Source organism: Paracoccus versutus (assembly GCF_029909795.1).
GTDB classification, from domain to species: domain Bacteria; phylum Pseudomonadota; class Alphaproteobacteria; order Rhodobacterales; family Rhodobacteraceae; genus Paracoccus; species Paracoccus versutus.
In genome coordinates, this window is record NZ_CP038197.1 from 445,383 (window position 1) to 467,487 (window position 22,105).

General features: G+C 68.3%; 18 protein-coding genes, 1 tRNA gene and 1 pseudogene. 10 read left to right on the plus strand and 10 right to left on the minus strand.

Translation table 11 applies throughout. The features are described from left to right. The first annotated feature begins 72 nt into the window (after positions 1–72). Entirely contained in the window at positions 73–702 is a 630-nt protein-coding gene (locus tag E3U25_RS13220; protein ID WP_116222861.1) for a DsbA family protein, read from the plus strand. A gap of 458 nt (positions 703–1,160) precedes the next feature. Here the strand turns inward: E3U25_RS13220 and purU are convergent, their stop codons facing one another. From purU to E3U25_RS13240, 4 genes are all read right to left on the minus strand, one after another. After that, on the minus strand, positions 1,161–2,045 hold the full coding sequence (purU, locus tag E3U25_RS13225) for a formyltetrahydrofolate deformylase (RefSeq protein WP_116220436.1): 885 nt from the start codon (positions 2,043–2,045) through the stop codon (positions 1,161–1,163). Positions 2,046–2,177: 132 nt separating this feature from the next. After that, positions 2,178–3,083: a bifunctional methylenetetrahydrofolate dehydrogenase/methenyltetrahydrofolate cyclohydrolase FolD gene (gene folD, locus E3U25_RS13230; RefSeq protein ID WP_116222725.1), complete on the minus strand. Its 906-nt coding sequence runs from the start codon at positions 3,081–3,083 to the stop codon at positions 2,178–2,180. A 74-nt stretch (positions 3,084–3,157) separates the two neighbouring features. Continuing rightward, the gene (locus E3U25_RS13235; protein WP_116222726.1) at positions 3,158–3,589 is read right to left on the minus strand and encodes a RidA family protein; all 432 of its coding nucleotides are present in this window, start codon (positions 3,587–3,589) and stop codon (positions 3,158–3,160) included. Between the two features lie 178 nt (positions 3,590–3,767). After that, complete coding sequence (locus tag E3U25_RS13240) at positions 3,768–6,215, minus strand: GcvT family protein (protein ID WP_208861651.1); 2,448 nt, start codon at positions 6,213–6,215, stop codon at positions 3,768–3,770. A 234-nt stretch (positions 6,216–6,449) separates the two neighbouring features. Here E3U25_RS13240 and E3U25_RS13245 point away from each other — a divergent pair, with 234 nt between their 5' ends. The 3 genes and pseudogenes from E3U25_RS13245 to E3U25_RS13255 all read left to right on the plus strand — a co-directional run bounded on the left by E3U25_RS13245 (position 6,450) and on the right by E3U25_RS13255 (position 8,355). Further along, the gene (locus E3U25_RS13245) at positions 6,450–7,004 is read left to right on the plus strand and encodes a helix-turn-helix domain-containing protein (RefSeq protein WP_072462771.1); all 555 of its coding nucleotides are present in this window, start codon (positions 6,450–6,452) and stop codon (positions 7,002–7,004) included. A gap of 290 nt (positions 7,005–7,294) precedes the next feature. After that, a pseudogene (locus tag E3U25_RS13250) lies at positions 7,295–7,660 on the plus strand (FAD-dependent oxidoreductase); the annotation flags it as partial. Between the two features lie 74 nt (positions 7,661–7,734). Then, entirely contained in the window at positions 7,735–8,355 is a 621-nt protein-coding gene (locus E3U25_RS13255; protein ID WP_244295300.1) for an ArsR/SmtB family transcription factor, read from the plus strand. 310 nt (positions 8,356–8,665) lie between these two features. Here the strand turns inward: E3U25_RS13255 and E3U25_RS13260 are convergent. Next, positions 8,666–8,740, minus strand: a tRNA-Asn gene (locus E3U25_RS13260). A 93-nt stretch (positions 8,741–8,833) separates the two neighbouring features. Beyond that, positions 8,834–9,700 carry an MBL fold metallo-hydrolase gene (locus E3U25_RS13265; protein ID WP_072462723.1) on the minus strand — a complete coding sequence of 289 codons (867 nt, stop codon included), beginning with the start codon at positions 9,698–9,700 and terminating at the stop codon, positions 8,834–8,836. Between the two features lie 58 nt (positions 9,701–9,758). Between E3U25_RS13265 and E3U25_RS13270 the strand changes: the two genes are divergently transcribed. The 5 genes from E3U25_RS13270 to dps all read left to right on the plus strand — a co-directional run bounded on the left by E3U25_RS13270 (position 9,759) and on the right by dps (position 13,886). Beyond that, positions 9,759–11,096 (plus strand): ATP-binding protein, encoded by a 1,338-nt coding sequence (locus tag E3U25_RS13270; protein WP_036759578.1) that lies wholly within the window; start codon positions 9,759–9,761, stop codon positions 11,094–11,096. A 72-nt stretch (positions 11,097–11,168) separates the two neighbouring features. Beyond that, entirely contained in the window at positions 11,169–12,095 is a 927-nt protein-coding gene (gene fabD, locus E3U25_RS13275) for an ACP S-malonyltransferase (protein WP_036759576.1), read from the plus strand. A gap of 64 nt (positions 12,096–12,159) precedes the next feature. Beyond that, on the plus strand, positions 12,160–12,897 hold the full coding sequence (fabG, locus tag E3U25_RS13280) for a 3-oxoacyl-ACP reductase FabG (RefSeq protein ID WP_072462722.1): 738 nt from the start codon (positions 12,160–12,162) through the stop codon (positions 12,895–12,897). A 136-nt stretch (positions 12,898–13,033) separates the two neighbouring features. Continuing rightward, a complete protein-coding gene (locus tag E3U25_RS13285; protein WP_011748063.1) occupies positions 13,034–13,267 on the plus strand; it encodes an acyl carrier protein in 234 nt (77 codons plus the stop codon). A gap of 145 nt (positions 13,268–13,412) precedes the next feature. Further along, entirely contained in the window at positions 13,413–13,886 is a 474-nt protein-coding gene (gene dps / locus E3U25_RS13290) for a DNA starvation/stationary phase protection protein Dps (protein WP_024844371.1), read from the plus strand. 55 nt (positions 13,887–13,941) lie between these two features. Here the strand turns inward: dps and E3U25_RS13295 are convergent, their stop codons facing one another. From E3U25_RS13295 to E3U25_RS13310, 4 genes are read right to left on the minus strand one after another with little or no spacing between them, the layout of a single operon-like run. Further along, the gene (locus E3U25_RS13295; protein WP_036759571.1) at positions 13,942–15,018 is read right to left on the minus strand and encodes a BMP family ABC transporter substrate-binding protein; all 1,077 of its coding nucleotides are present in this window, start codon (positions 15,016–15,018) and stop codon (positions 13,942–13,944) included. Positions 15,019–15,041: 23 nt separating this feature from the next. Beyond that, positions 15,042–15,932: an ABC transporter permease gene (locus tag E3U25_RS13300; RefSeq protein ID WP_116222729.1), complete on the minus strand. Its 891-nt coding sequence runs from the start codon at positions 15,930–15,932 to the stop codon at positions 15,042–15,044. Continuing rightward, on the minus strand, positions 15,929–16,999 hold the full coding sequence (locus E3U25_RS13305; RefSeq protein WP_116222730.1) for an ABC transporter permease: 1,071 nt from the start codon (positions 16,997–16,999) through the stop codon (positions 15,929–15,931). Before E3U25_RS13305 ends, E3U25_RS13300 begins: the two co-directional genes overlap by 4 nt. Continuing rightward, positions 16,986–18,500, minus strand: a complete 1,515-nt coding sequence (locus E3U25_RS13310) for an ABC transporter ATP-binding protein (protein WP_116222731.1) — start codon at positions 18,498–18,500, stop codon at positions 16,986–16,988. Before E3U25_RS13310 ends, E3U25_RS13305 begins: the two co-directional genes overlap by 14 nt. Positions 18,501–18,592: 92 nt before the next feature. On the opposite strand from E3U25_RS13310, the gene dnaE reads away from it, so the two are divergent. Beyond that, positions 18,593–22,063 carry a DNA polymerase III subunit alpha gene (dnaE, locus tag E3U25_RS13315; RefSeq protein ID WP_116222732.1) on the plus strand — a complete coding sequence of 1,157 codons (3,471 nt, stop codon included), beginning with the start codon at positions 18,593–18,595 and terminating at the stop codon, positions 22,061–22,063. Positions 22,064–22,105: the final 42 nt, after the last annotated feature.

Sequence of the window (22,105 nt, forward strand, 5' to 3'; positions counted from 1 at the left end):
AAAGGGCGGGACATCCCCGCCGCCATCGCTTCCCGGCGCACCCGCCGGGGGCGGAACCATGAAGGAGAGATCATGCAACGCCGTCACCTCGTCCTTGCGGGCGCGAGCCTGCTGGCCCTGCCGGTCCTGCCCCGCACGGGCCTGGCGCAAGAGCGCGCCAACCCGATGCCCGAGGCGCTGCGCCAGTCGCTGGAACGCGACCCGACCGCCCCGGTTCTGGGCAACCCGCAGGGCGACATCACCCTGTCCGAGTTCTTCGACTACAACTGCCCCTTCTGCCGCAAGATGGTCGAGCCGATGCACCGGCTGATCACCTCGGACCCGAAGCTGCGGGTGGTGTTTCGCGAATGGCCGGTCTTCGGCGAGGATTCGGATTTCGCGGCACGGGCCTCGCTGGCCTCGTTGCAACAGGGGCGGTATTGGCAGTTCCATACCGCGCTGTTCCGCACCAGGGGGCGAGTGACCGAGGCCGCCACGATGCGCGCCGCCCGCGACATCGGCCTCGATACCGCACGGCTGGAGCGCGACATGGCAGCCAAGCCGGTCGAGCGTCACATCGCCATGAGCCATATGCTGGCCGAGCACATGGGGCTGATCGGCACCCCCACCTTCGTCGCCGGCGATGAAGGCGCTTTCGGCGAATACAGCCTCGACGACCTGCGCGGGCTGGTCCAGCGCGCAAGGGAAACGATGGCGACCTAGAGCCGCCCGTCGGAACGGCCGGTTGTCGAGAGCCTTGCCCCAGGCTTGTCGCCGGCAAGGCGCATGAGCTTCGGGGCGTCGCGGCCAATCCGCCACGCAGGGAGCGGTCGTGCCGATCGCGCAGGGCCATGCTGACCCCGAACTCATCCGGGCCATCGCTGCGGGCTGGACCCCATGCCGCGCCGATCTTCTCCGCCGCCGGGCGCAGGATCCGTTGCCTGTCCGCAAAGGAGCCCCTTGCCCTCCCTCGGCACCTCGGACGGAAACCGTAGATTCCGTGGTCATCACGATTGGGTATGAGCTTGACGGCGGTGCTTCGGAAGCGAAGCGATGGCAGGTTGGGACGCGGCACGGGAACAGGCGGGCAAGGCCTTCGCCGGTTTCCCCGCTGCTTGCCTCCGGCGGGGATATTTGTCCACGGAAGACCGGGGCGGGGGCTGGGGGTGGGGGGCGCTGTTTCACCCCATTCTTTCGGATGCGTAGCTTCCTGGCGAGGCGGGAAAGACCACGGTCTTGTTGCCGTTGAGGAACACCCGGCGGTGGATATGGGCGTGGATGGCGCGGGCCAGGACCTGGCTTTCGACGTCGCGGCCGAGGCTGACGTAGTCCTCGGGCGATTGCGCATGGGTGACCCGGACGGTGTCCTGCTCGATGATCGGGCCCTCGTCGAGGTCGGCGGTCACGTAATGGCTGGTCGCCCCGATCAGCTTCACCCCGCGCTCGAAGGCCTGCTTGTAGGGGTTGGCGCCCTTGAAGCTCGGCAGGAAGGAATGGTGGATGTTGATGATCCGCCCCGACATCTTCTTGCACAATGCATCCGACAGCACCTGCATGTAGCGCGCCAGCACCACCAGCTCGGCCCCCGAATCCTCGACCACCGCCATCAGCTGCGCCTCGGCCTGCGGCTTGTTCTCGCGCGTGACCTTGATGCAGTGGAAGGGGATGTCGTGGTTCACCACCACCTTCTGGTAGTCCATGTGGTTCGAGATCACCGCCACGATCTCGATCGGCAGCGCGCCGATGCGCCAGCGATAGAGAAGGTCGTTCAGGCAATGGCCGAAGCGGCTGACCATGATCACCACCTTCATCTTCTCGGCCTCGTCATGGATGGCGTAGTCCATGGCGAAGGGCTCGGCCGGGCCGGCCAGGCCCGCACGCAGCGCCTCCAGCCCCACGCCCTCCTCCGAGACGAAGCTCACCCGCATGAAGAAGCGCCCGGTCTCGGTATCGTCGAACTGCGAACTGTCGGTGATGTTGCAGCCATGCTCGGCCAGAAAGCCGGCCACGGTGGCGACGATGCCGCGCGTCGAGGGGCAGGCGACCGTCAGCGTGTATTTCTTCATCTGGCTCTCCACTGAAAGGGCAAGCGCCCTGGTTTCTTCCGTGTGCAAATATCCCGGGGGGACGCTCCTGCGGCCCCCTCGAGGGGCCGCAGGAGCGGGGGGGCAGCGCCCCCCGCCGTCCCGCGCCATCCCTCAGGCCGCCGCGCCTTCGGCCCGGCCCGGGTCCGGCTCGGGCAGGCCATGCGCCCGGCAGCAGGCCACCAGCGTATTGGCCAGCAGGCAGGCGATGGTCATCGGCCCCACGCCCCCCGGCACCGGGGTGATCGCGCCCGCCACCTGCGCCGCGCCCGCGAAGTCCACGTCGCCGACCAGCCGCGACCGGCCCTCCTCCTCGATGCGGTTGATGCCCACGTCGATCACCGTGGCGCCGGGCTTGATCCACTCGCCCCGGATCATCCGCGCCCGGCCCACCGCCGCCACCAGGATGTCGGCCCGCCGGCAGACCGCCGCCAGCTCGCGGGTGCGGCTGTGGGCGATGGTCACCGTGCAGTTCTCGGCCAGCAAGAGCTGCGCCATCGGCTTGCCCACGATGTTGCTGCGCCCCACCACCACCGCCTCCAGCCCCGACAGATCCCCGAGCGTCTCGCGCAAGAGCATCAGGCAGCCCGAGGGCGTGCAGGGCACCAGCGCCTTCTGCCCGGTCCCCAGCAGCCCCACGTTCAGCGCATGGAACCCGTCCACGTCCTTTCGCGGGTCGATGGCGGCGATCACCGCCCCGGCGTCCATATGCGCGGGCAGCGGCAGCTGCACCAGGATGCCGTGCACGGCCGGGTCGGCATTGAGCCGCGCGACCAGCGCCAGCAGCGCCGCCTGCGGCGTCTCGGCCGCAAGCCGGTGCTCGAAGCTCGCCATCCCCGCCTCGCGCGTCTGGACCGCCTTGTTCCTGACATAGACCTGGCTCGCAGGATCCTCGCCCACCAGAACAACCGCAAGCCCGGGCACCAACCCGTGCGCAGACCGCAGCCGGTCCACAGCCTCGGCAACACGCGCCCGCACCCCGGCCGCAAAGCCCCGCCCGTCGATGATCCTTGCACCCATAAGCCATTCTCCTTGCAATGTCCGCAGCCCGCCCCAAGGCAAAAGCCCGGCACCCACACGCGCGGCGCGGCAGATCAGACCGCCGCCACCATCTGGATTTCGACCGGCGCATTCCCCGGCAGCGTCGCCACGCCCACCGCGCAGCGGCTGCCGATGCCGCTTGTGCCCAGCTGTTCCTTGAGGAACTGCGAGGCGAAATCGGCAAGCGCGGAATGCGCGGCAAACCCCGCTTCCGCGGCGACATAGACGGTCAGGCTGAGGACGGCCGCCAGATCCTCGCCCGGCGCCAGGGTCGCACGCGCGGCCCGCAGCGCGTTGCTGCAGGCCAGCACCACCGCCTCGCGCCAGGCTTCCAGCGGCTGGTCCCTGCGGACCGGGCCGCTGAACATCAGCCGGCCGTTCGCGCGCGGGGTCATCCCGGCGGTGAAGATCAGCGATCCATGCCGCGTTGCCGCGACGTAATCGCCCTGCGGCACCGGGTTGCCCTGTCCGGGAGCCGCGCTCATGCGCGATACCGTTCGACCAGCGCCGCCAGGCGCTCGACCGCGGCCGTCGCCGCCGCATGGTCCTGCGAGAAGTTCAGCCGGATGCTGTCACCGGAATGCGGGCCTTCACGTTGTAGTCGATCACGCGCTTCACGGGGACCAGGAACGTCATGGCTTCCGTCCTTCCACGAGTTCGGTTTCAGCCGCGCACCCGCGCCGACTTGGGATCGTAGAGGGGCGCCAGGCTGGCCTCGGCAGCCACGATCCGGCCTGCCACGTCGATGGTATAATCCGACGCCAGCATCTCGGCCGCGGTCTCGTCCCCCCGGCAGGGCACATAGCCCAGGCCGATCGCGGCGCCGAGCGCGTGGCCGTAATTGCCCGAGGTCAGGAAGCCGACGATCTTGCCGTCGCGCAGGACCGGCTCGTTGTGGAACAGCAGCGGTTCGGGATCCTTCAGCTGGAACTGGACCAGGCGGCGCTCCAGCCCGGTTTCGCGCTTCTTCAGCACCGCGTCGCGGCCGATGAAGTCGCCCTTGTCGGTTTTCACCGCGAAGCCCAGGCCCGCCTCCAGCACATGATCCTCGTCGGTGATGTCATGGCCGAAATGGCGATAGGCTTTCTCGATGCGGCATGAATCCATCGCGTGCAGGCCGCAGAGTTTAAGGCCGACGGCCTCGCCCGCCTCGGCCAGGGTTTCGAACACATGCGCGGCCTGGTCGGTGGGGACGTAAAGCTCCCATCCCAATTCGCCGACATAGGTCACGCGATGGGCGCGGGCCAGGCCCATGCCGATCTCGATCTCGCGCGCGGTGCCGAAGGGATGCGCCTCGTTCGAGAAATCATCGGGCGAGACCAGCGCCAGAAGCTCGCGCGAGCGCGGGCCCATCAGCGGCAGCACGGCTTCCGACGCGGTGATGTCGGTGATGGTGACGAACTCATCGCCCAGATGCCGGCGCAGCCAGGCCAGGTCGCGCTGCAAGGTCGCGCCGGGCACGACCAGGAAGAAGGCCGTTTCGGAAAGCCGCGTCGCCGTGAGGTCGGACTCAATGCCGCCGCAGTGGTTCAGCATCTGCGTATAGACGATGCGGCCCGCGGGCACGTCCATGTCGTTCGCGCAAAGCCGCTGCAGGAAGGCAAGCGCATCGCGCCCCTCGACCCGGATCTTGCCGAAGCTGGTCATGTCCAGCAGGCCCACGCCCTCGCGCATCGCCATATGCTCGGCGCGCTGGTTGTCGAACCAGTTCTGGCGCTTCCAGCCATAGCGGTATTCGCGCTCTTGCCCGTCCGCGGCGAACCAGTTGGCACGCTCCCAGCCCGCGACCTCGCCAAAGACCGCGCCGCGCGCCTTGAGATGCTCGTGCAGGGGCGAGCGGCGGATGCCGCGCGAGGTCGCCATCTGCCGATAGGGGAAATGATCGGCGTAAAGCAGGCCCAGCGTCTCGCTGACCCGTTCCTTCAGATAGCGGCGATTGCGCTGGAAGGGCTGGGCGCGACGGATATCGACCTCCCACAGGTCGAAAGGCGGCTCGCCGTCCTCCATCCATTGCGCCAGTGCCATGCCGGCCCCGCCGGAGGACACGATGCCGATGGAATTGTAGCCGGCCGCGACCCAGTAGCCGGCAAGCTCGGGCGACTCGCCCAGGTAATAGCGGTCGTCGGGGGTGAAGCTTTCCGGGCCGTTGAAGAAGGTGTGGATGCCCGCCTGGCCCAGCAGCGGCATGCGGGCCACCGCCTTTTCCAGGATCGGCTCGAAATGATCGAAATCCTCGGGCAGCTGGTCGAAGCAGAAATCCTCGGGAATGCCGGACATGCCCCAGGGCTTGGCCTTGGGCTCGAAGGCGCCGAGCAGGATCTTGCCCGCGTCCTCCTTGTAATAGGCGCATTCGTCGGGCACGCGCAGGACCGGAAGCTGGGCCAGGTCGGGGATGTTCTCGGTGACGATATAGAAATGCTCGCAGGCGTGCAGCGGCAGGGTGACGCCGTTTTGCGCCGCAAGGTCGCGGCCCCACATGCCGCCGCAGTTCACCACGTTTTCGGTGGCGATATGGCCCCGTTCGCCGCCGGCTTCCCAATCGACGCCGGTCACGCGGCCATTGGCGGTGGTGATGCGCGTGACCTTGACCTGCTCGACGATCCGGGCGCCGCGCATCCGCGCGCCCTTGGCCAGCGCCAGCGCGATATTGCCCGGATCGGCCTGGCCGTCCAGCGGTAGGTGGACGCCGGCAACCACATCCGAGATCTCCAGATGCGGATAAAGCTCCAGCACCTCGCGCGGCGAAAGCTCGTTCACGTCCACGCCGAAGGCGCGGGCCAGCGCCGCTTGGCGCAGGATCTCCTCGCGCCGCTCTTCGGTCAGGGCGACGGTGATCGAGCCGCATTGCCGCAGGCCGGTGGCAAGCCCGGTCTCGGCCTCCAGCTTGGTGTAGAGGTCGGCGGAATATTTCGCCAGCCGGGTCATGTTCTGGCTGGCGCGCAGCTGGCCGATCAGCCCCGCCGCGTGCCAGGTGGTGCCGGATGTCAGCTGCTTGCGTTCCAGCAGCACGATGTCGGTCCAGCCGAGCTTGGCAAGGTGATAGGCGACGGAACAGCCCGAAATGCCGCCGCCGATGATGACGACGCGGGCTTGGCTGGGAAGTTCGACCATGATGGTTATCCGCTGTTGGACTGGGTGAGCTGTGCAGGGCCGGGAGGTCGCCAGGGAAGGAGGGGCGATTCCGTTCTTTCCGATAGGGTGGAACTATCCATGGCGAGAATGAAATTTCAATTAAAAATTTCATTTTTAGGCAGAGCCATCCAGGAATTTCATTTACCGGCTGCGGTCGTGTTGAGATTTCAGCGGAATTGCTGCACCTTGCCGGCATCCTCTGAAGGAGAGCCGATGAGCCATCATGTGGGTGAAGACATCCGGTCGCTGCGCAAGTCGCGGGGCATGACGCTGCTGGAGCTTGCGGGCGATGTCGGGCGCTCGGTCGGCTGGCTGAGCCAGGTCGAGCGCGGGCAGACCACGCCGTCGGTCCATGACCTGGGGCAGATCTCGGACCGGCTGGGGGTGAACATCAGCTTCTTCTTCCGCTCTGCCAGCCGGGCGCCCGAGGAACGCGGGCTGGTCCTGCGCGCGGCGGACCGGACGCCCATCGGCTCGCAGGAAAGCGGGCTGGTCGAGGAGCTGCTGTCCCCGACGCTCAGCGGCTCGTTCGAGATGATCAAGTCGACCTTCGCGCCGCGCTCGTCCAGCGGCGGACGGCGAAAGGCGCGGCCGAAGGAGGACGGCGGCGTCCTGATCTCGGGCCGCCTGACCCTGATCATCGGCGACCGCGAGATCCGGCTGGAGCCCGGCGACAGCTTCCAGTTCCGCGAGACGGACTATGCCTGGCGCAACGATGGCGACGAACCCGCCATCGCCATCTGGATCGTCTCTCCGCCGATCTACTAGCGGCCAGTTCTGCCGGGGTGCGCGTTGGCCGCGATGCGGCGACCCCTGTCCATGCAGGGAGCATTCATAAATCCATTCTATACGGAGCGGGAAATTTCCAGCATCACGCCGGCTGGCCCGTTGATGTAGGCCCGGACCAGAAACATCATCCCGGTCCTGCTATGAAAATCATGCCTGTCCATATGGAGCCAACCCGTTCCGGTTGGTTCGCCGCCCTGGGTCCGCGGCCCGCAGCCAATCAGTTGAATACTGATATCGCATGCGATTATCTCGTCGTCGGAGGCGGCTGGATGGGGCTCCACTGTGCCCGCCGGCTGGGCGAACTCGCCCCCGACGCACGCGTCGTTCTTGTCGATGCCGGTCGCATCGGCGATGGCGCGGCCGGCCGTTGCGCCGGTTTTGCGATCGATCTGGCGCATAATCCGCGCAACAAGCACTTCGCCGAGGATAAAAAGGGCAACGAGGAAGAGTTCCACGTCAACAGCGAGGGGATCGACTATCTTCGCCAGGCGGTCGAGGAACTGGGCGTCGATTGCGACTGGGACCCTTCGGGCAAATACCACGCCGCAGCGACCGAGCGCGGGCAGAAATGCCTCACCGAGATGTCGGTGGCGCTGAAGCAGATCGGCAAGGAGCACCGCTGGCTCGGCCGGGAGGAAATCCAGGCCCGCACCGGATCGAAGCATTATTTCGCGGCGATCCACACTCCCGGCACGCAAGCCTGGCCGAGGTGGCGCAAGCGCTTGGCCATCCGCATCGTCTGGAACTGCCGGAATACCTGGCGCAGGGCCGCCGTCCGGTCGAGGAACTGTCCGCGCTGTCGGGCATGTCCTTTGCCAACACCTCGCGGCGTCTGCAGATCCTGCGGCGCGCGCGGCTGGTCGAGATCGAGCGGCGCGGCAAGCATGTGATCTACAGCCTTGCCGGCGATGCCGAGGCGGTGGCGCTCGTCAGCGCGCTCAGCCGGGTGGGAGAGCGCAATATCGCCGAGGTCAACCGCCTGCTGGACGACTATTTCCATGCGCGGGACTCGATGGAGGCGGTGTCGCGCGAAGATCTGGCCCAGCGGATCGAGGCCGGTCTGGTCACGGTGCTGGACGTTCGTCCCGCCGAGGAGTTCGCGCAGGGCCATCTTCCGGGCGCGCGCAATATCCCGTTTTCGGAACTGGACCGGCGGCTGAACGAGCTGCCCAAGGATACCGAGATCATCGCCTATTGCCGCGACCCCTATTGCGTCTTTTCGGTCGAAGCCGTGGCCGCGCTGCGCGCCAGGGGCTTCAGGGCGATGCGGTTGGAGGATGGTTTCGCCGAATGGAAGGCGGCGGGGCTGGCCGTCGAGACGCAGGTTTGAGGACGACGCGGGCCCAGGTGCCTTCATCCTGGCGGATGAACGGGGCAAGCCGCCGGTTTCACGGTTCGCGGCCTCGGTCCCGCTGGCTATCCCGTCGGCGGTGTTTTCCACGGGCCGGCACTTGGCGATGCGGACGGCCTTGCCCAAAGGCGCCTGATCGAATGCGGAAGCTCGGATGACGCGGGGCGCAATGCGCTACCCCGAAACCGCTCGAAACGATCTCGCAATCGCCGCGGAGGCGGGCCTCATCCCCGGCGTCGGACAACTTTCCGCAACACCTGAAGGACGCCCTTCATCACCTTGATTTTTATGGCTCCGGCGGTAGGGATCGAACCTACGACCAATTGATTAACAGTCAACTGCTCTACCGCTGAGCTACGCCGGAACACGGGGCGGTGTATAGCCGCGCTCTTCGGGGTCGTCCAGAGGGGTTTGCGCATTTTTTTCATCCATCCGGAAAATCCCCCGCCGGTCCCGGTCAATGCGCGGAAAAGACCGAATCCGAGCCGATCGGGCCGGGGGTCGAGACCGCGCCAAGCTCGGACAGGGCGATCAGATGCGCCAGCACGTTGCGCATCGCCGCCGGAATCATCGCCGGCGGGATGCGGTAGATTCGCCGTGCCAGCGCCTCGGCCGTGGCCGGGCCGTCGCGCAGCGCGGCAAGGATCTGCACCGTGCGCTCGCGCCGATGCGCGGCAAGCTCGGCCAGCCGCGCCGTCGGGTCGCGCACCGCATCGCCATGCGCGGGCAGCAGCACCCGCGCCCCCGCCGAATCGAGCCGCGAGAGCGAACGGAAGTAATCCGCCAGATCGCCGTCCGGCGGCGAGATGATGGTCGAGGACCAGCCCATCACCACGTCACCGCAAAAGATCGTCTCGTCCTGGCGAAAGGCCAGGTGGCCGGCGAAATGGCCCGGCGTGTGCAGCGCGGTCAGGCGCCACTCGTCGGTCTCGACCGCCGCGCCGTCGGCCAGGGCGATATCGGGGGCGAAGCCGCGGTCCAGCCCCTCGCCGCCGTCGATGGCGCCTTCGCGCGCTAGCCGCTCCATCACCGCCGAGCGGCCCGATTCGGCGGGGCCGAAGCCCAGGATCGGCGCGCCGGTCGCCTGGGCCAGGGCGCGGGCGCCGCCGGAATGGTCCAGATGCGCATGGGTGACGAAGATATGGCTGATGCGGCCCGGCCCCGCGGCGGCCAGGATCGCCCGGCGATGCGCGGCCAGGTCCGGGCCGGGGTCGATCACCGCGATCCGCTCGCGTCCCAGCAGGAAGGTGTTGGTGCCCGGCCCGGTGAAGGGCGAGGGATTGTCGGCGGTGATGATCCGCAGGGCTTTCTCGGCGCTTGTCATGGGGCTAACCTAGCCATGGCAGGGCCCGTATTCCAAGGGCCGGGTGGGGCATGAGGCAATGAATTTCGACTGGCTGAAGCGGACCATGCCGCGCGGGCTTTACGGACGGGCGGCGCTGATCCTGTTCCTGCCGGTCGTGGTGGTGACAATCGTCGTCACCATCATGTTCCTGCAGCGCCATTTCGAGGACGTGACGCGGCAGATGACCTCGGGCATGGCGCATGAGGTCGCGCTGGTCGCGGCCCGGATCGAGGCGGCGCCCGATGTCCAGGCGGCGCGCGATTCTGCCGGCGAGGTGGTCGTGCCGCTGGGGCTGGAGCTGCAGCTGCCGGCCGAGCCGGGCGTGGAATGGCGGGCCTTCTACGACCTGTCGGGCCGCATCGTCATCGCCGAGCTGCACGAGCGCGTGCCCGCCGTGCGCGCCGTCGACCTGAGCCACCGGCGCGAGGTGCGGGTGACGCTGCAGGGCCGCTGGGGGCATTACCAGCTGGTGTTTCCGCGCCTGCGGGTCAGCGCCTCGAACCCGCATCAGCTGCTGGTGCTGATGGTGGGCACCTCGCTTCTGATGACGGCGATCGCGACGATCTTCCTGCGCAACCAGCTGCGCCCGATCCGGCGGCTGGCACGCGCGGCCGAGGAATACGGCAAGGGGCGGATCATTTCCTACCGCCCGGCCGGCGCCAGCGAGATCCGCAGCGCCGGCACCGCCTTCCTGGAGATGCGCGCCCGCATCGAGCGCCAGAACGAGCAGCGCAAGCAGATGCTCTCGGGCGTCAGCCACGACCTGCGCACGCCCCTGACCCGGCTGCGGCTGGGCCTGTCGATGCTGAGCCCGGACTATCCGCCCGAACCCGAGGAGATCGCGGCGCTGGAAAGCGACGTGGCGGCCATGGGCACCATGGTCGACGCCTTCCTGGACCATGCCCGCGACGCGGCGCAGGACGCCCCACCCGAACCGGTGCCGGCGCTGGATTTCGTGCGCGGCATCGTCGCCGATGCGCAGCGCGGCGGGCAGCGGGTGGTCCTGCATTCGGTCGCGGGCGACGGCGCCGGCCGCGCCACCTTTCGCCGCGACAGCCTGCGCCGCGCCGTCGAGAACCTGATCGGCAATGCCGTGCGCTACGGCGAGCGCGCCGAGGTCGAGGCGGCGCTGGGGCCGAGCTATTTCCGCATTTCGGTCGAGGACGACGGGCCCGGCATCCCGCCCGAGAGGCGCGAGGAGGCGCTGAAACCCTTTACCCGGCTCGACCCCGCGCGCAACCAGAACCGCGGCCAGGGCGTGGGGCTGGGCCTGTCCATCGCCGCCGACATCGCCCGCGCCCATGGCGGGCAGTTGCGGCTGGGCCAGGGCGAGCGGCTGGGGGGATTGCGGGCCGAGATCGTGATTCCGCGCTGACGGCCGCGGTTGCGGCAAGGGGCGTCGCGGGCTAAGGCTGTCGCAAGGACATAGGACAGAAGGGATTCCGCGATGCGGGCATTCGTATTTCCGGGGCAGGGCGCACAGGTCGTCGGCATGGGGCGCGAGCTGGCCGAGGCCTATCCGGCGGCGCGCGAGGTCTTTGCCGAGGTCGACGAGGCGCTGGGAGAGAGCCTGTCCGACCTGGTCTGGAACGGCGACATCGAGACGCTGACCCTGACCCGGAACGCGCAGCCGGCGCTGATGGCGACCTCGATCGCGGCCTTCCGGGCGCTGGAGGCCGAAGGCTTCGGCATCCGGGACGCGGATTTCGTCGCCGGCCACTCGCTGGGCGAATATTCGGCGCTTTGTGCGGCGGGCGCGCTGAGCCTGGCCGACACCGCGCGGCTGTTGCGCCTGCGCGGCCAGGCCATGCAGGAGGCGGTGCCGGTCGGGCAGGGCGCAATGGCGGCGATCCTGGGCCTGGATTTCGCCGCGGTCGACCAGATCGCGCGCGACGCGGCCGAGGGCGAGGTCTGCCAGGCCGCCAATGACAACGATCCGGCGCAGGTGGTGATCTCGGGGCACAAGGAGGCGGTCGAGCGCGCCGCGGCGCTGGCCAAGGAGCGCGGCGCCAAGCGGGCGCTGATGCTGCCGGTCTCGGCCCCGTTCCATTCGGCGCTGATGCAGCCCGCGGCGGCGGTGATGGCCGAGGCCCTGGCCGCGGTCGAGATCGCCGCGCCGGCCGTGCCGCTGGTGGCCAATGTCCGCGCCGAGCCGGTGACCGAGCCCGGCGCCATCCGCCGGCTGCTGGTCGAGCAGGTGACGGGTGCCGTGCGCTGGCGCGAGTCGGTCGAGTTCCTGGCCGGCGCGGGCGTGACCGAGTTCTGGGAGATCGGCGCCGGCAAGGCGCTGTCGGGCATGATCAAGCGCATCGCCAAGGATGCGGCGGTGCGCAATATCGGTGTCCCGGCGGATATTGCGGCGCTGAAGGCATGAGGGGGCTCTGCCCCCATCCCTGCGGGATTCCCCCGGGGTATTTGGACAACGGAGAAAGAGCGTGATGTTTGATCTGACGGGCAGGAATGCGCTGGTGACCGGGGCGTCGGGCGGGATCGGCGGCGCCGTGGCCGAGGCGCTGCATGCCGCCGGCGCCACCGTGGCGCTGTCGGGCACGCGCGAGGCGCCGCTGCGCGAACTGGCCGAGAGGCTGGGCGGGCGGGCGCATGTGGTCACCGCCAACCTGGCCGATGCGGCGGCGGTCGAGGCCCTGCCCAAGGCGGCGGCCGAGGCGATGGGTTCGGTCGACATCCTGGTCAACAATGCCGGGATCACCCGCGACAACCTGTTCATGCGCATGTCCGACGAGGAATGGGCGCAGGTGCTGGAGGTCAACCTGACCTCGAGCTTCCGGCTGTGCCGGGGCGTCCTGCGCGGCATGATGAAGGCGCGCTGGGGCCGGATCGTGAACATCGGCTCGATCGTCGGCACCACCGGCAATCCGGGGCAGGGCAATTACGCCGCCGCCAAGGCCGGGCTGGTCGGCATGTCGAAGAGCCTGGCCTATGAGGTCGCCTCGCGCGGGATCACCGTGAACTGCGTCGCCCCCGGCTTCATCGAGACGGCGATGACCGGCAAGCTGAACGACGAGCAGAAGGGCCGGATCCTGACGCAGATCCCCGCCGGGCGCATGGGTTCCGCCCAGGAAATCGCCGCCGCCGTGCTGTATCTGGCCAGCCCCGAGGCGGGCTATGTCACCGGCGCCACGCTGCATGTCAACGGCGGCATGGCGATGATCTGAACGTGGTTTATGCGGGTTGCAAGATCACGTTCCCGTGCTATATCCCGCAAACAAGGCCGCAGGGGAACCGCCCTGGGCTCTGACCGGCAATCGCTGGAACATCTGGGCGGATTGCCCGCGAAAACGAGGAAGAGACATGAGCGATATCGCTGATCGCGTGAAGAAAATTGTCGTCGAGCACCTGGGTGTCGATGAAGAGAAGGTCACCGAGACCGCCTCGTTCATCGACGATCTCGGCGCCGATTCGCTGGACACCGTCGAGCTGGTCATGGCTTTCGAGGAAGAGTTCGGCATCGAGATCCCGGACGATGCGGCCGAGACCATCCAGACCTTCGGCGATGCCGTGAAATTCATCCAGGGCGCGGTCTGATCCTGCTCTGACCTGCTTTCGGGGCGGTGCTTTCGGTGGAAAGCGCCGCCCTTTTTCTTTGCCTGCGGCGGTTTGACCCAGCGTCGCGGGGAACCGCCGCAAGGCCCATGTCGTTTCAAGGGCGGACCTGACGAAGGAGAGTTTCATGGCCGTGAATGTCAAAGGGCTCAGCGACAATGCCCGCAAGACCGCAATCGCCGAGCTGAATGCCCGCCTGGCCGACGCCCTGGCGCTGTCGGCGGCGATCAAGCAGGCGCATTGGAACGTCAAGGGCCGCAACTTCATCGCCGTGCATGAGCTGTTCGACACCGTGAAGGCGCGGCTGGACGAGCATGTGGACATGATGGCCGAGCGCGTGCAGGTGCTGGACGGCGTCGCCGTCGGCACGGTCGAGAAGGTGGCCAAGGCCAGCACGCTCAAGGAATACCCGACCGACCTGACCAAGGCCGAGGACCACATCAAGGCCGTCTGCGAGCGCATGCGCGATTATGGCGAGAAGGTGCGCGCCGCCATCGACGCGACCGACGAGGCCGGCGATGCCGATACCGCCGACCTGTTCACCGCCGCCTCGCGCACGGCGGACAAGGATCTGTGGTTCCTGGAAAGCCACCTGGAATAGGCTTTCCGCCAGGTGAACCGGGGCCGAGGCCCCGGTTTGCCGCTTGAGCCGCGGCCTATTTCGGCATCGGCGCGGTGATCCCCTCGACATAGAAGTTCATCGAGGAGAGTTCCTGGTCGCTGGCCGTCTGCCCCTCGGCCAGCCAGGCCGAGCCGTCCTGCTTGTTCAGCGGCCCGGTGAAGGGGTGGTATTCGCCGGCGGCGATCTTGTCGCGCAGCGCCTCGGCCTCGGCCTTGACCTCGGCGGGGACGGCATCGGTGATCTCGCCGATCACCACCTCGCCGTCGCCGATGCCCAGCCAGACGCCCTGGGATTTCCAGGTGCCGTCCAGCACCTCGCCGACGCGCTTGATGTAATAGGGCTCCCAATTGTCGATGATCGAGGCGAGCCGGGGCTGGGGCGCGAAATTCGCCATGTCCGAGGCCTGGCCGAAGCCGAAGGCGCCCGCTTCCTGCGCCTTGGCCAGCGGCGCGGTCGAGTCGGTGTGCTGCATGAACACGTCCACGCCCTCGGCGATCAGCGCGGCGGCGGCATCGGCCTCTTTCGCGGGGTCGAACCAGGTATAGGCCCAGACCACCTTCATCTCGACATCCGGGTTCACCTTCCTGGCGTGGATATAGGCCGAGTTGATGCCCTGCACGACCTCGGGAATCGGGAAGGAGCCGATATAGCCGATCTTGTTCGACTTGGTCATGCGGCCGGCAATCGTGCCCAGCACCGCGCGGCCTTCGTAGAAGCGGGCGTCGTAGGTGGCGACGTTTTCGGCGGTCTTGTAGCCGGTGGCGTGTTCGAATTTCACATCCGGGAACTTCTTGGCGACGTTGATCGTGGCGTCCATGAAGCCGAAGCTGGTGGTGAAGATCAGCTTATGGCCGGACAGCGCCAGTTGCGTGATGGCGCGCTCGGCATCGGCGCCTTCGGGGACGCTTTCGATATAGGTGGTCTCGACCCGGTCGCCGTATTCGCGTTCCACCGCCTGCCGGGCCAGGTCGTGCTGATAGGTCCAGCCGCCGTCGCCCACCGGGCCGACATAGATGAAGCCCACCTTCAGCTTTTCCTCTTGCGCGAAGGCGGGCAGGGCCGTGCTGGCCACCAGCGCCGCGGCGCTGCCAAGAAGGGTTCTGCGTTTCATGTCATGCTCCTTGCAGGTTGTGCCTATTTCAATGCGTGGAAGGGCCGGCCCAGGCTGGCGGGGGCCGCGCCCGCGCCCGTGCGGCCGAATTTCTGCCGGGCCGAGATCAGCACCAGCACGAAGATCGTGGCGAGATAGGGCGCCATGGACAGCAGCTGCACCGGCACCGCGACCCCGGCCGCCTGCAGCCGCAGCTGCAAGACGGTGACGCCGCCGAAGAGCCAGGCCCCGGCCAGCACGCCCCAGGGGTTCCATTGCGCAAAGACCACGATGGCCAGCGCGATCCAGCCGGCGCCCGCCGTCATGCCCTCGGTCCATTGCAGCACGGTGCCGATCGAGATATAGGCGCCGCCCATCCCTGCCAGCGCGCCGCCGAAGCCGATGGCAAGGACGCGCATCCGCCGCACCGGATAGCCCAGGCCATGGGCGGCGTCGTGGTTTTCGCCCACCGCGCGCAGGATCAGGCCCGGCCGGGTGCGGGCCAGGAACCACCAGACCGCGGGCACCAGCGCGATGCCCAGCCAGATCATCCAGTTCAGGCCCAGCGGGCCGGGCATCATCGCCGGGGCCTTCATCCCCTCATAGGGCTTGCCGAACATCGCGGTCAGGCCCAGGCCGAACAGCGTCAGCGCCAGCCCCGTCGCCACCTGGTTCGACAGCAGGAATTGGGTTAGCGCCGCGAATGTCATGGACACCGCCGCACCGGCCAGGGCCGCGGCCAGAAAGCCCAGGGCGGGGCTGCCGCTGGCATGGGCGGCGGCGAAACCGGCCAGCGCGCCGGTGATCATCATGCCCTCGACGCCCAGGTTCAGCACGCCCGCACGCTCGACCACCAATTCGCCAAGCGCGGCGAACAGGATCGGCGTCGCGGCGCCGAGCAGCAGGATGAAGACGGAAAGCGGGTCGATCATCATGCGCGCCTCCGAATGCGGTAGCGGGTCAGAAGGTCGAAGCCGAGCAGGAAGAACAGAAGCATCCCCTGAAAGACCTGCACCGTCGCCGCGGGCAGGTTCAGCATCATCTGCGCCAGCTCGCCGCCGATATAGGTCAGCGCCATGAGCAGTCCCGCCAGCAGGATGCCCAGCGGATGCAGCCGGCCCAGGAAGGCCACGATGATCGCGGTAAAGCCGTAGCCCGAGCCGAAGCTTTCGGTGATCTGCCCGGCCGGGCCCGCGACCTCGAAGAGACCCGCCAGCCCCGCCAGCGCGCCCGAGACGCCAAGGCACAGCGCCACCAGCCGCTCGGGGCGGACGCCGGCAAAGCGGGCGGCGCGGGGGGCGGCGCCGGCGGTGCGGATGTGAAAGCCCAGGACATGGCGCGACATGACGAACCAGGTCGCCGCAAGGGCCAGGATCGCCGCCACGCCGCCCCAATGCAGGCCGGAATTGGCGATGAGTTCGGGGTTCGAGGCGGGCTCGTATTGCTGCAGGTTGCGCGAGCCGGGAAAGTTGAAGCCCTCGGGGTTCTTCATCGGGCCGAAGGCCATCCAGGCCGCGATGCGCTGCGCGACATAGACCAGCATCAGCGAGACCAGGATCTCGGACGCGCCGAACCAGTTGCGCAGCATCGCCGGGACCATGCCCCAGGCCCAGCCGCCCGCCGCGCCGGCCAGGATCATCGCCGGAAAGATCCAGAAGGCGTCCAGCGGATAGGCGGCCAGCGCCACCGCCGCGCCGCAGATGGCGCCGATGATGTATTGCCCCTCGGCGCCGATGTTCCAGATCCCGGCGCGGAACCCCAGCGCCAGGCCCGAGGCGATCAGGATCAGCGGCCCGGCCTTGACCAGAAGCTGCGGGCGCGAATAGCCGGCGGCGGGGCCGAACAGCGGATCCCAGAAGATGGTGCGGATCGCGGCCAGCGGATCGAAGCCCATGGCGGCGAACAGCCCGCCGCCAACCACCATCGTGGACAGGACGGCCAGGATGGGCGTCGCCACCTGCCAGAGCAGCGGGGCGCTGGCGCGGGGCTCAAGCCGGAACATGCGCCACCTCCATGCCATGGGCGCCGCCCAGCATCAGCCCGATCTCCTCGACCGTCAGCCCCTCGGTCGGGCGGGGCGCGGACAGCCGGCCCTGGTTCAGGGCGCAGAAGCGGTCCGAAAGCTCCAGCAATTCGTCCAGGTCCTGGCTGATGACGATCAGCCCCGCGCCCTGCGCCGCCAGGTCCAGCAGCGCCTGGCGGATGGCGGCGGCGGCGCCGGCATCGACGCCCCAGGTCGGCTGGTTGACGACCAGCACCCGCGGCCGGCCCAGCACCTCGCGGCCGATGACGAATTTCTGCAGATTGCCGCCCGACAGCGCGCCGGCTGCCGTATCCGGGCCGGGGGTGCGCACGTCGAAGGCGCGGATCACCTCTTGCGCGAAACCCGTGGCGGCCTTGCGGTCGATCAGCCCGCGGCGGATCAGGCCCTGCCGGGCGCCTGCGGTCAGCAGCGTGTTTTCCGCCAGGCTGAACTCGGGCACGGCGGCATGGCCCAGCCGGTCCTCGGGCGCGGCCAGCAGGCCGGCGCGGCGCCGCGCCTCGGGGCCGGCGCGGGACAGGTCGCGGCCCTCCAGCGCCACGGTGCCGGGGGCGGTCAGCGTCTCGCCCGACAGCGCCGAGAGCAGTTCCTCCTGCCCGTTGCCGGCGACGCCGCCGATGCCCAGGATCTCGCCCGAGCGCAGGGTCAGGCCGATCTGCTTCAGCGCCATGCCCTCGCCGCCCGGCGTCGAAAGGCCGCGGACCTCCAGCACCGGGGCAGCGGGCTTGCGGCCGGAACGGTCCACCAGCCGCATTTCGGCCCCGACCATCATCGCCGCCAGTTCGCGGGCGGAATGGGCGCGCGGATCGACCGTGCCCACCAGCTTGCCCTGGCGCAGGATGGTGGCGCGGTCGCAATGGCTGCGGATCTCTTCCAGCTTGTGGCTGATATACAGGATCGCCGTGCCGGCCCCGGCCAGTTGCCGCAGGGTGGCGAACAGGATCTCGGCCTCCTGCGGGGTCAGGACCGAGGTCGGCTCGTCCATGATCAGCAGCCGCGGGTTCTGCAGCAGGCAGCGCAGGATCTCGACCCGCTGCCGCTCGCCCGCCGAAAGGCTGGCGATGCGGCGGGCGGGGTTCAGCGGCAGGCCGTAGCCCTGCGACAGCTCGGCGATGCGGCGGGCAAGCTCGGGCCGGGGCGGCGGATTCTCCATCCCCAGCGCGATGTTTTCCGCAACCGTCATCGCGTCGAACAGGCTGAAATGCTGGAACACCATGGCGACGCCCGCGGCACGGGCCGCGCGCGGGTCATGCGGCGCGTAAGGCGCGCCCAGCAGCGCCATCTGCCCTTCGTCCGGCCGCACGAGGCCATAGATCATCTTGACCAGCGTGGACTTGCCCGCGCCGTTCTCGCCCAGAAGGGCGTGGATCTCGCCCGCCTCGACCCCGAACGAGATGTCGTCATTGGCGCGCACGCCGGGATAGGTCTTGCCCAGGCCCTCGGCCCGGAAAACATTCGTCACTGTCGCGCGCCTCGCTGCTTTTTGCGCAAGATTAGCGGTTTTCCGCCGAGGGGCAATTGCACAGTTGGGCAGGTCGCCCCTAGATTGGCGCCATGCCTGAAAATTCCCCCCGATTCATCCACCTGCGCACCCATTCCGAACATTCGCTGCTGGAAGGCGCGGTGCCGGTCAAGAAACTTGCCGATCTCGCGGCGCAGAACGGCATGCCCGCCGTGGCGCTGACCGACAGCAACGCCTTGTTCGCGGCGCTGGAATTTTCGGTCAAGGCGCAGGACGCGGGGGTGCAGCCGATCATCGGCTGCCAGGTCACGCTGGCGGCGGATGTCACCGGCCCGGTGGTGCTGCTGGCGCAGAACGAGGCCGGCTGGCTGAACCTGATGGCGCTTTCGACCTGCCTTTACCTGCGCGACGACCACGCCTTGCCGCATGTGACGGTCGAGGAACTGGAAACCCATGCCGAGGGGCTGATCTGCCTGACCGGCGCCGCCGGCGGCCCGCTGGGCCAGCTGGTGCTGCAAGGCCGGCAGGCCGAGGCGCGCGCGCTGGCGGAAAGGCTCGCCGCCGCCTTCCCGACCCGGCTTTACGTCGAACTGCAGCGCCATCACGACGCCGAGGGCCAGCCGGTCCCCGAAGAGGCGGGTTCCGAAGGCGGCATGATCGACATCGCCTATGCGCTGGACCTGCCGCTGGTCGCGACCAACGACGTCTATTTCCCCAAGCCCGAGCTTTTCGACGCCCATGACGCGCTGATCTGCATCTCAGAACGCGCCTATGTCGACCAGACCGCGCCGCGCCGCCGGCTGACGCCGCAGCATTACTTCAAGTCCGCAGCCGAGATGGCGACCCTGTTCGCCGACCTGCCCGAGGCGGTGCAGAACACCGTCGAGATTGCCCACCGCTGCGCCTTTGCCGTCAAGAAGCACAAGCCGATCCTGCCGCGCTTTGCGGATGACGAGGTCGAGGAACTGCGCCGCCAGGCCTGGGACGGCCTGCGCGCCCGGCTGGCGGTGATCCCGCATTCCGCCCCGGTCGAGGAATACGAGGAGCGGCTGCGCTTCGAGCTGGGCATCATCGAGCAGATGGGCTTTCCCGGCTATTTCCTGATCGTGGCCGATTTCATCAAATGGGCCAAGGAACACGGCATCCCGGTGGGGCCCGGCCGGGGCTCGGGCGCGGGTTCGCTCGTCGCCTATGCTCTGACGATTACCGACCTTGATCCAATACGTTACAGCCTGCTCTTCGAGCGGTTCCTGAATCCGGAGCGGGTGTCGATGCCCGACTTCGACATCGACTTCTGCATGGATCGCCGCGAGGAGGTGATCCAATACGTGCAAGAGAAATACGGCCGCGACAAGGTGGGCCAGATCATCACCTTCGGCGCGCTTTTGTCCAAGGCGGCGGTGCGCGACGTGGGAAGGGTGCTGCAGCTGCCCTTCGGACAGGTGGACCGGCTTTCCAAGATGATCCCGGTCGAAGGGGTCAAGCCGGTCAGCGTCACCAAGGCGCTGGCCGACGAGCCGCGCCTGCGCGAGGCGGCGCGCGAAGAGGTGGTCGGCCGCCTGCTGGACTATGCCGCCAAGATCGAGGGGCTGCTCAGGAACGCCTCGACCCATGCCGCCGGCGTGGTGATCGGCGACCGGCCGCTGCACCGGCTGGTGCCGCTTTACCGCGACCCGGCCTCCGACATGCCGGCCACGCAGTTCAACATGAAATGGGTCGAGCAGGCGGGGCTGGTCAAGTTCGACTTCCTGGGCCTCAAGACGCTGACGGTAATCCAGAACGCCGTGGACCTGATCAACGCGGGCGGCCGGCCGCTGCATGTCGCGGCCGACGGTCGGATGCTTTACGAGCCGGCGAAAAGGGCCGAGAACCAGATCAACGCCATCCCGCTGGACGACAAGCCCAGCTACGACCTGTTCGCCAGCGCCCGCACGGTCGCGGTGTTCCAGGTCGAAAGCTCGGGCATGATGGACGCGCTGCGGCGCATGAAGCCCACCTGCATCGAGGACATCGTGGCGCTGGTGGCGCTGTATCGCCCCGGCCCGATGGAGAACATCCCGACCTATTGCGAGGTGAAGAACGGCCTGCGACCCCTTGAATCCATTCATCCTTCCATCGACCATATCCTCGCCGAGACCCAGGGCATCATCGTCTACCAGGAACAGGTGATGCAGATCGCGCAGGTCATGGCCGGCTATTCGCTGGGCGGCGCCGACCTGCTTCGCCGCGCCATGGGCAAGAAGATCGCCGAAGAGATGGCCAAGGAGCGGCCCAAGTTCGTCGAAGGCTGCAAGGCGCAGGGAATCGACGCGAAGAAGGCCGGAGAGGTCTTTGACCTGCTTGAAAAATTCGCCAACTACGGCTTCAACAAGTCCCATGCCGCGGCCTATGCCGTGGTCAGCTACCAGACCGCCTGGCTGAAGGCGAACCACCCGGTCGAGTTCATGGCCGCGGTGATGAACTGCGATATTCACCTGACCGACAAGCTCGCCGTCTACAAGCGCGAGGCCGACCGCATGGGGATCGAGACGGTCGCGCCCTGCGTCAACCGCTCCGAGGCCATGTTCAGCGTCAAGGAGGGCAAGATCGTCTATGCCCTTGGCGCGCTGAAGGGCGTGGGGGTCGAGGCGATGAACCTGATCGTGCAGGCCCGCGGCGACCGGCCCTTTGCCGACATGCAGGACTTTGCCCGCCGGGTGGACATGCGCCGCGTCGGCAAGCGGCCGCTGGAGATGCTGGCCCGCGCCGGCGCCTTCGACGCGCTCGAGCCGAACCGCGCCCGCGTGCTGAAGGCGCTGGACGGGCTGGTGGCCTGGTCGGCGGCGGTGCAGGAGGCGGCGGCCTCCAGCCAGTCCTCGCTTTTCGGCGGGGGCGAGGATCTGCCGCCGCCGCGCCCGGTCGCCGCGCCCGTCTGGATGCCGGCCGAGAAACTGGCCGAGGAACATGCGGCCGTGGGCTTCTACCTGTCCGGGCATCCGCTGGACGACTACCAGCCGGCGCTGCGCCGCAAGGGGGTGCAGACGCTCGCCGAGGTGACGCAGGCGGCGCAGGACGGCGCGCTGGTGGCGCAGCTGGCCGGCACCGTGGCGCACCGGCAGGAAAAGAAATCCGCCCGCGGCACCCGTTTCGCCTTTGTCGGCCTGTCCGACCCGACCGGGCTTTACGAGGTCACGGTGTTTTCCGACACGCTGGATGCGCATCGCCAGCACCTGGAGCCGGGCGAGAACGTGGTCTTGCAGGTGCAGGTCGAGCCTTCGGGCGACCAGGTCAAGCTGCTGGCGCGCTCGGTCATGCCGCTGGAGCAGGCGGTGGCCGATGCCGGCGCGAACCGCCTGGCGGTCGAGATCGCCGGGCTGGACGCCGTCCCCGCCGTCGCCGAGGCGCTGGAACGCATCCTGGCCGAGCTGAACGTGCCGCCGCGCGCCCGCGGCCCCATCGCGCTGCGGCTGAAGGACGGGGCCGACCTGGTGGATATCGAGATCGCCGAGGACGTGCCGCTGACCACGCCCGCCCGCCAGGCCCTGCGCGTGATCCCCGGCGTGCTGGAGGTGCTGGAGGAATAGGCGGCCGAAGCTGCCGGGGCGTTCCCGGCCCGGCCATGTGCA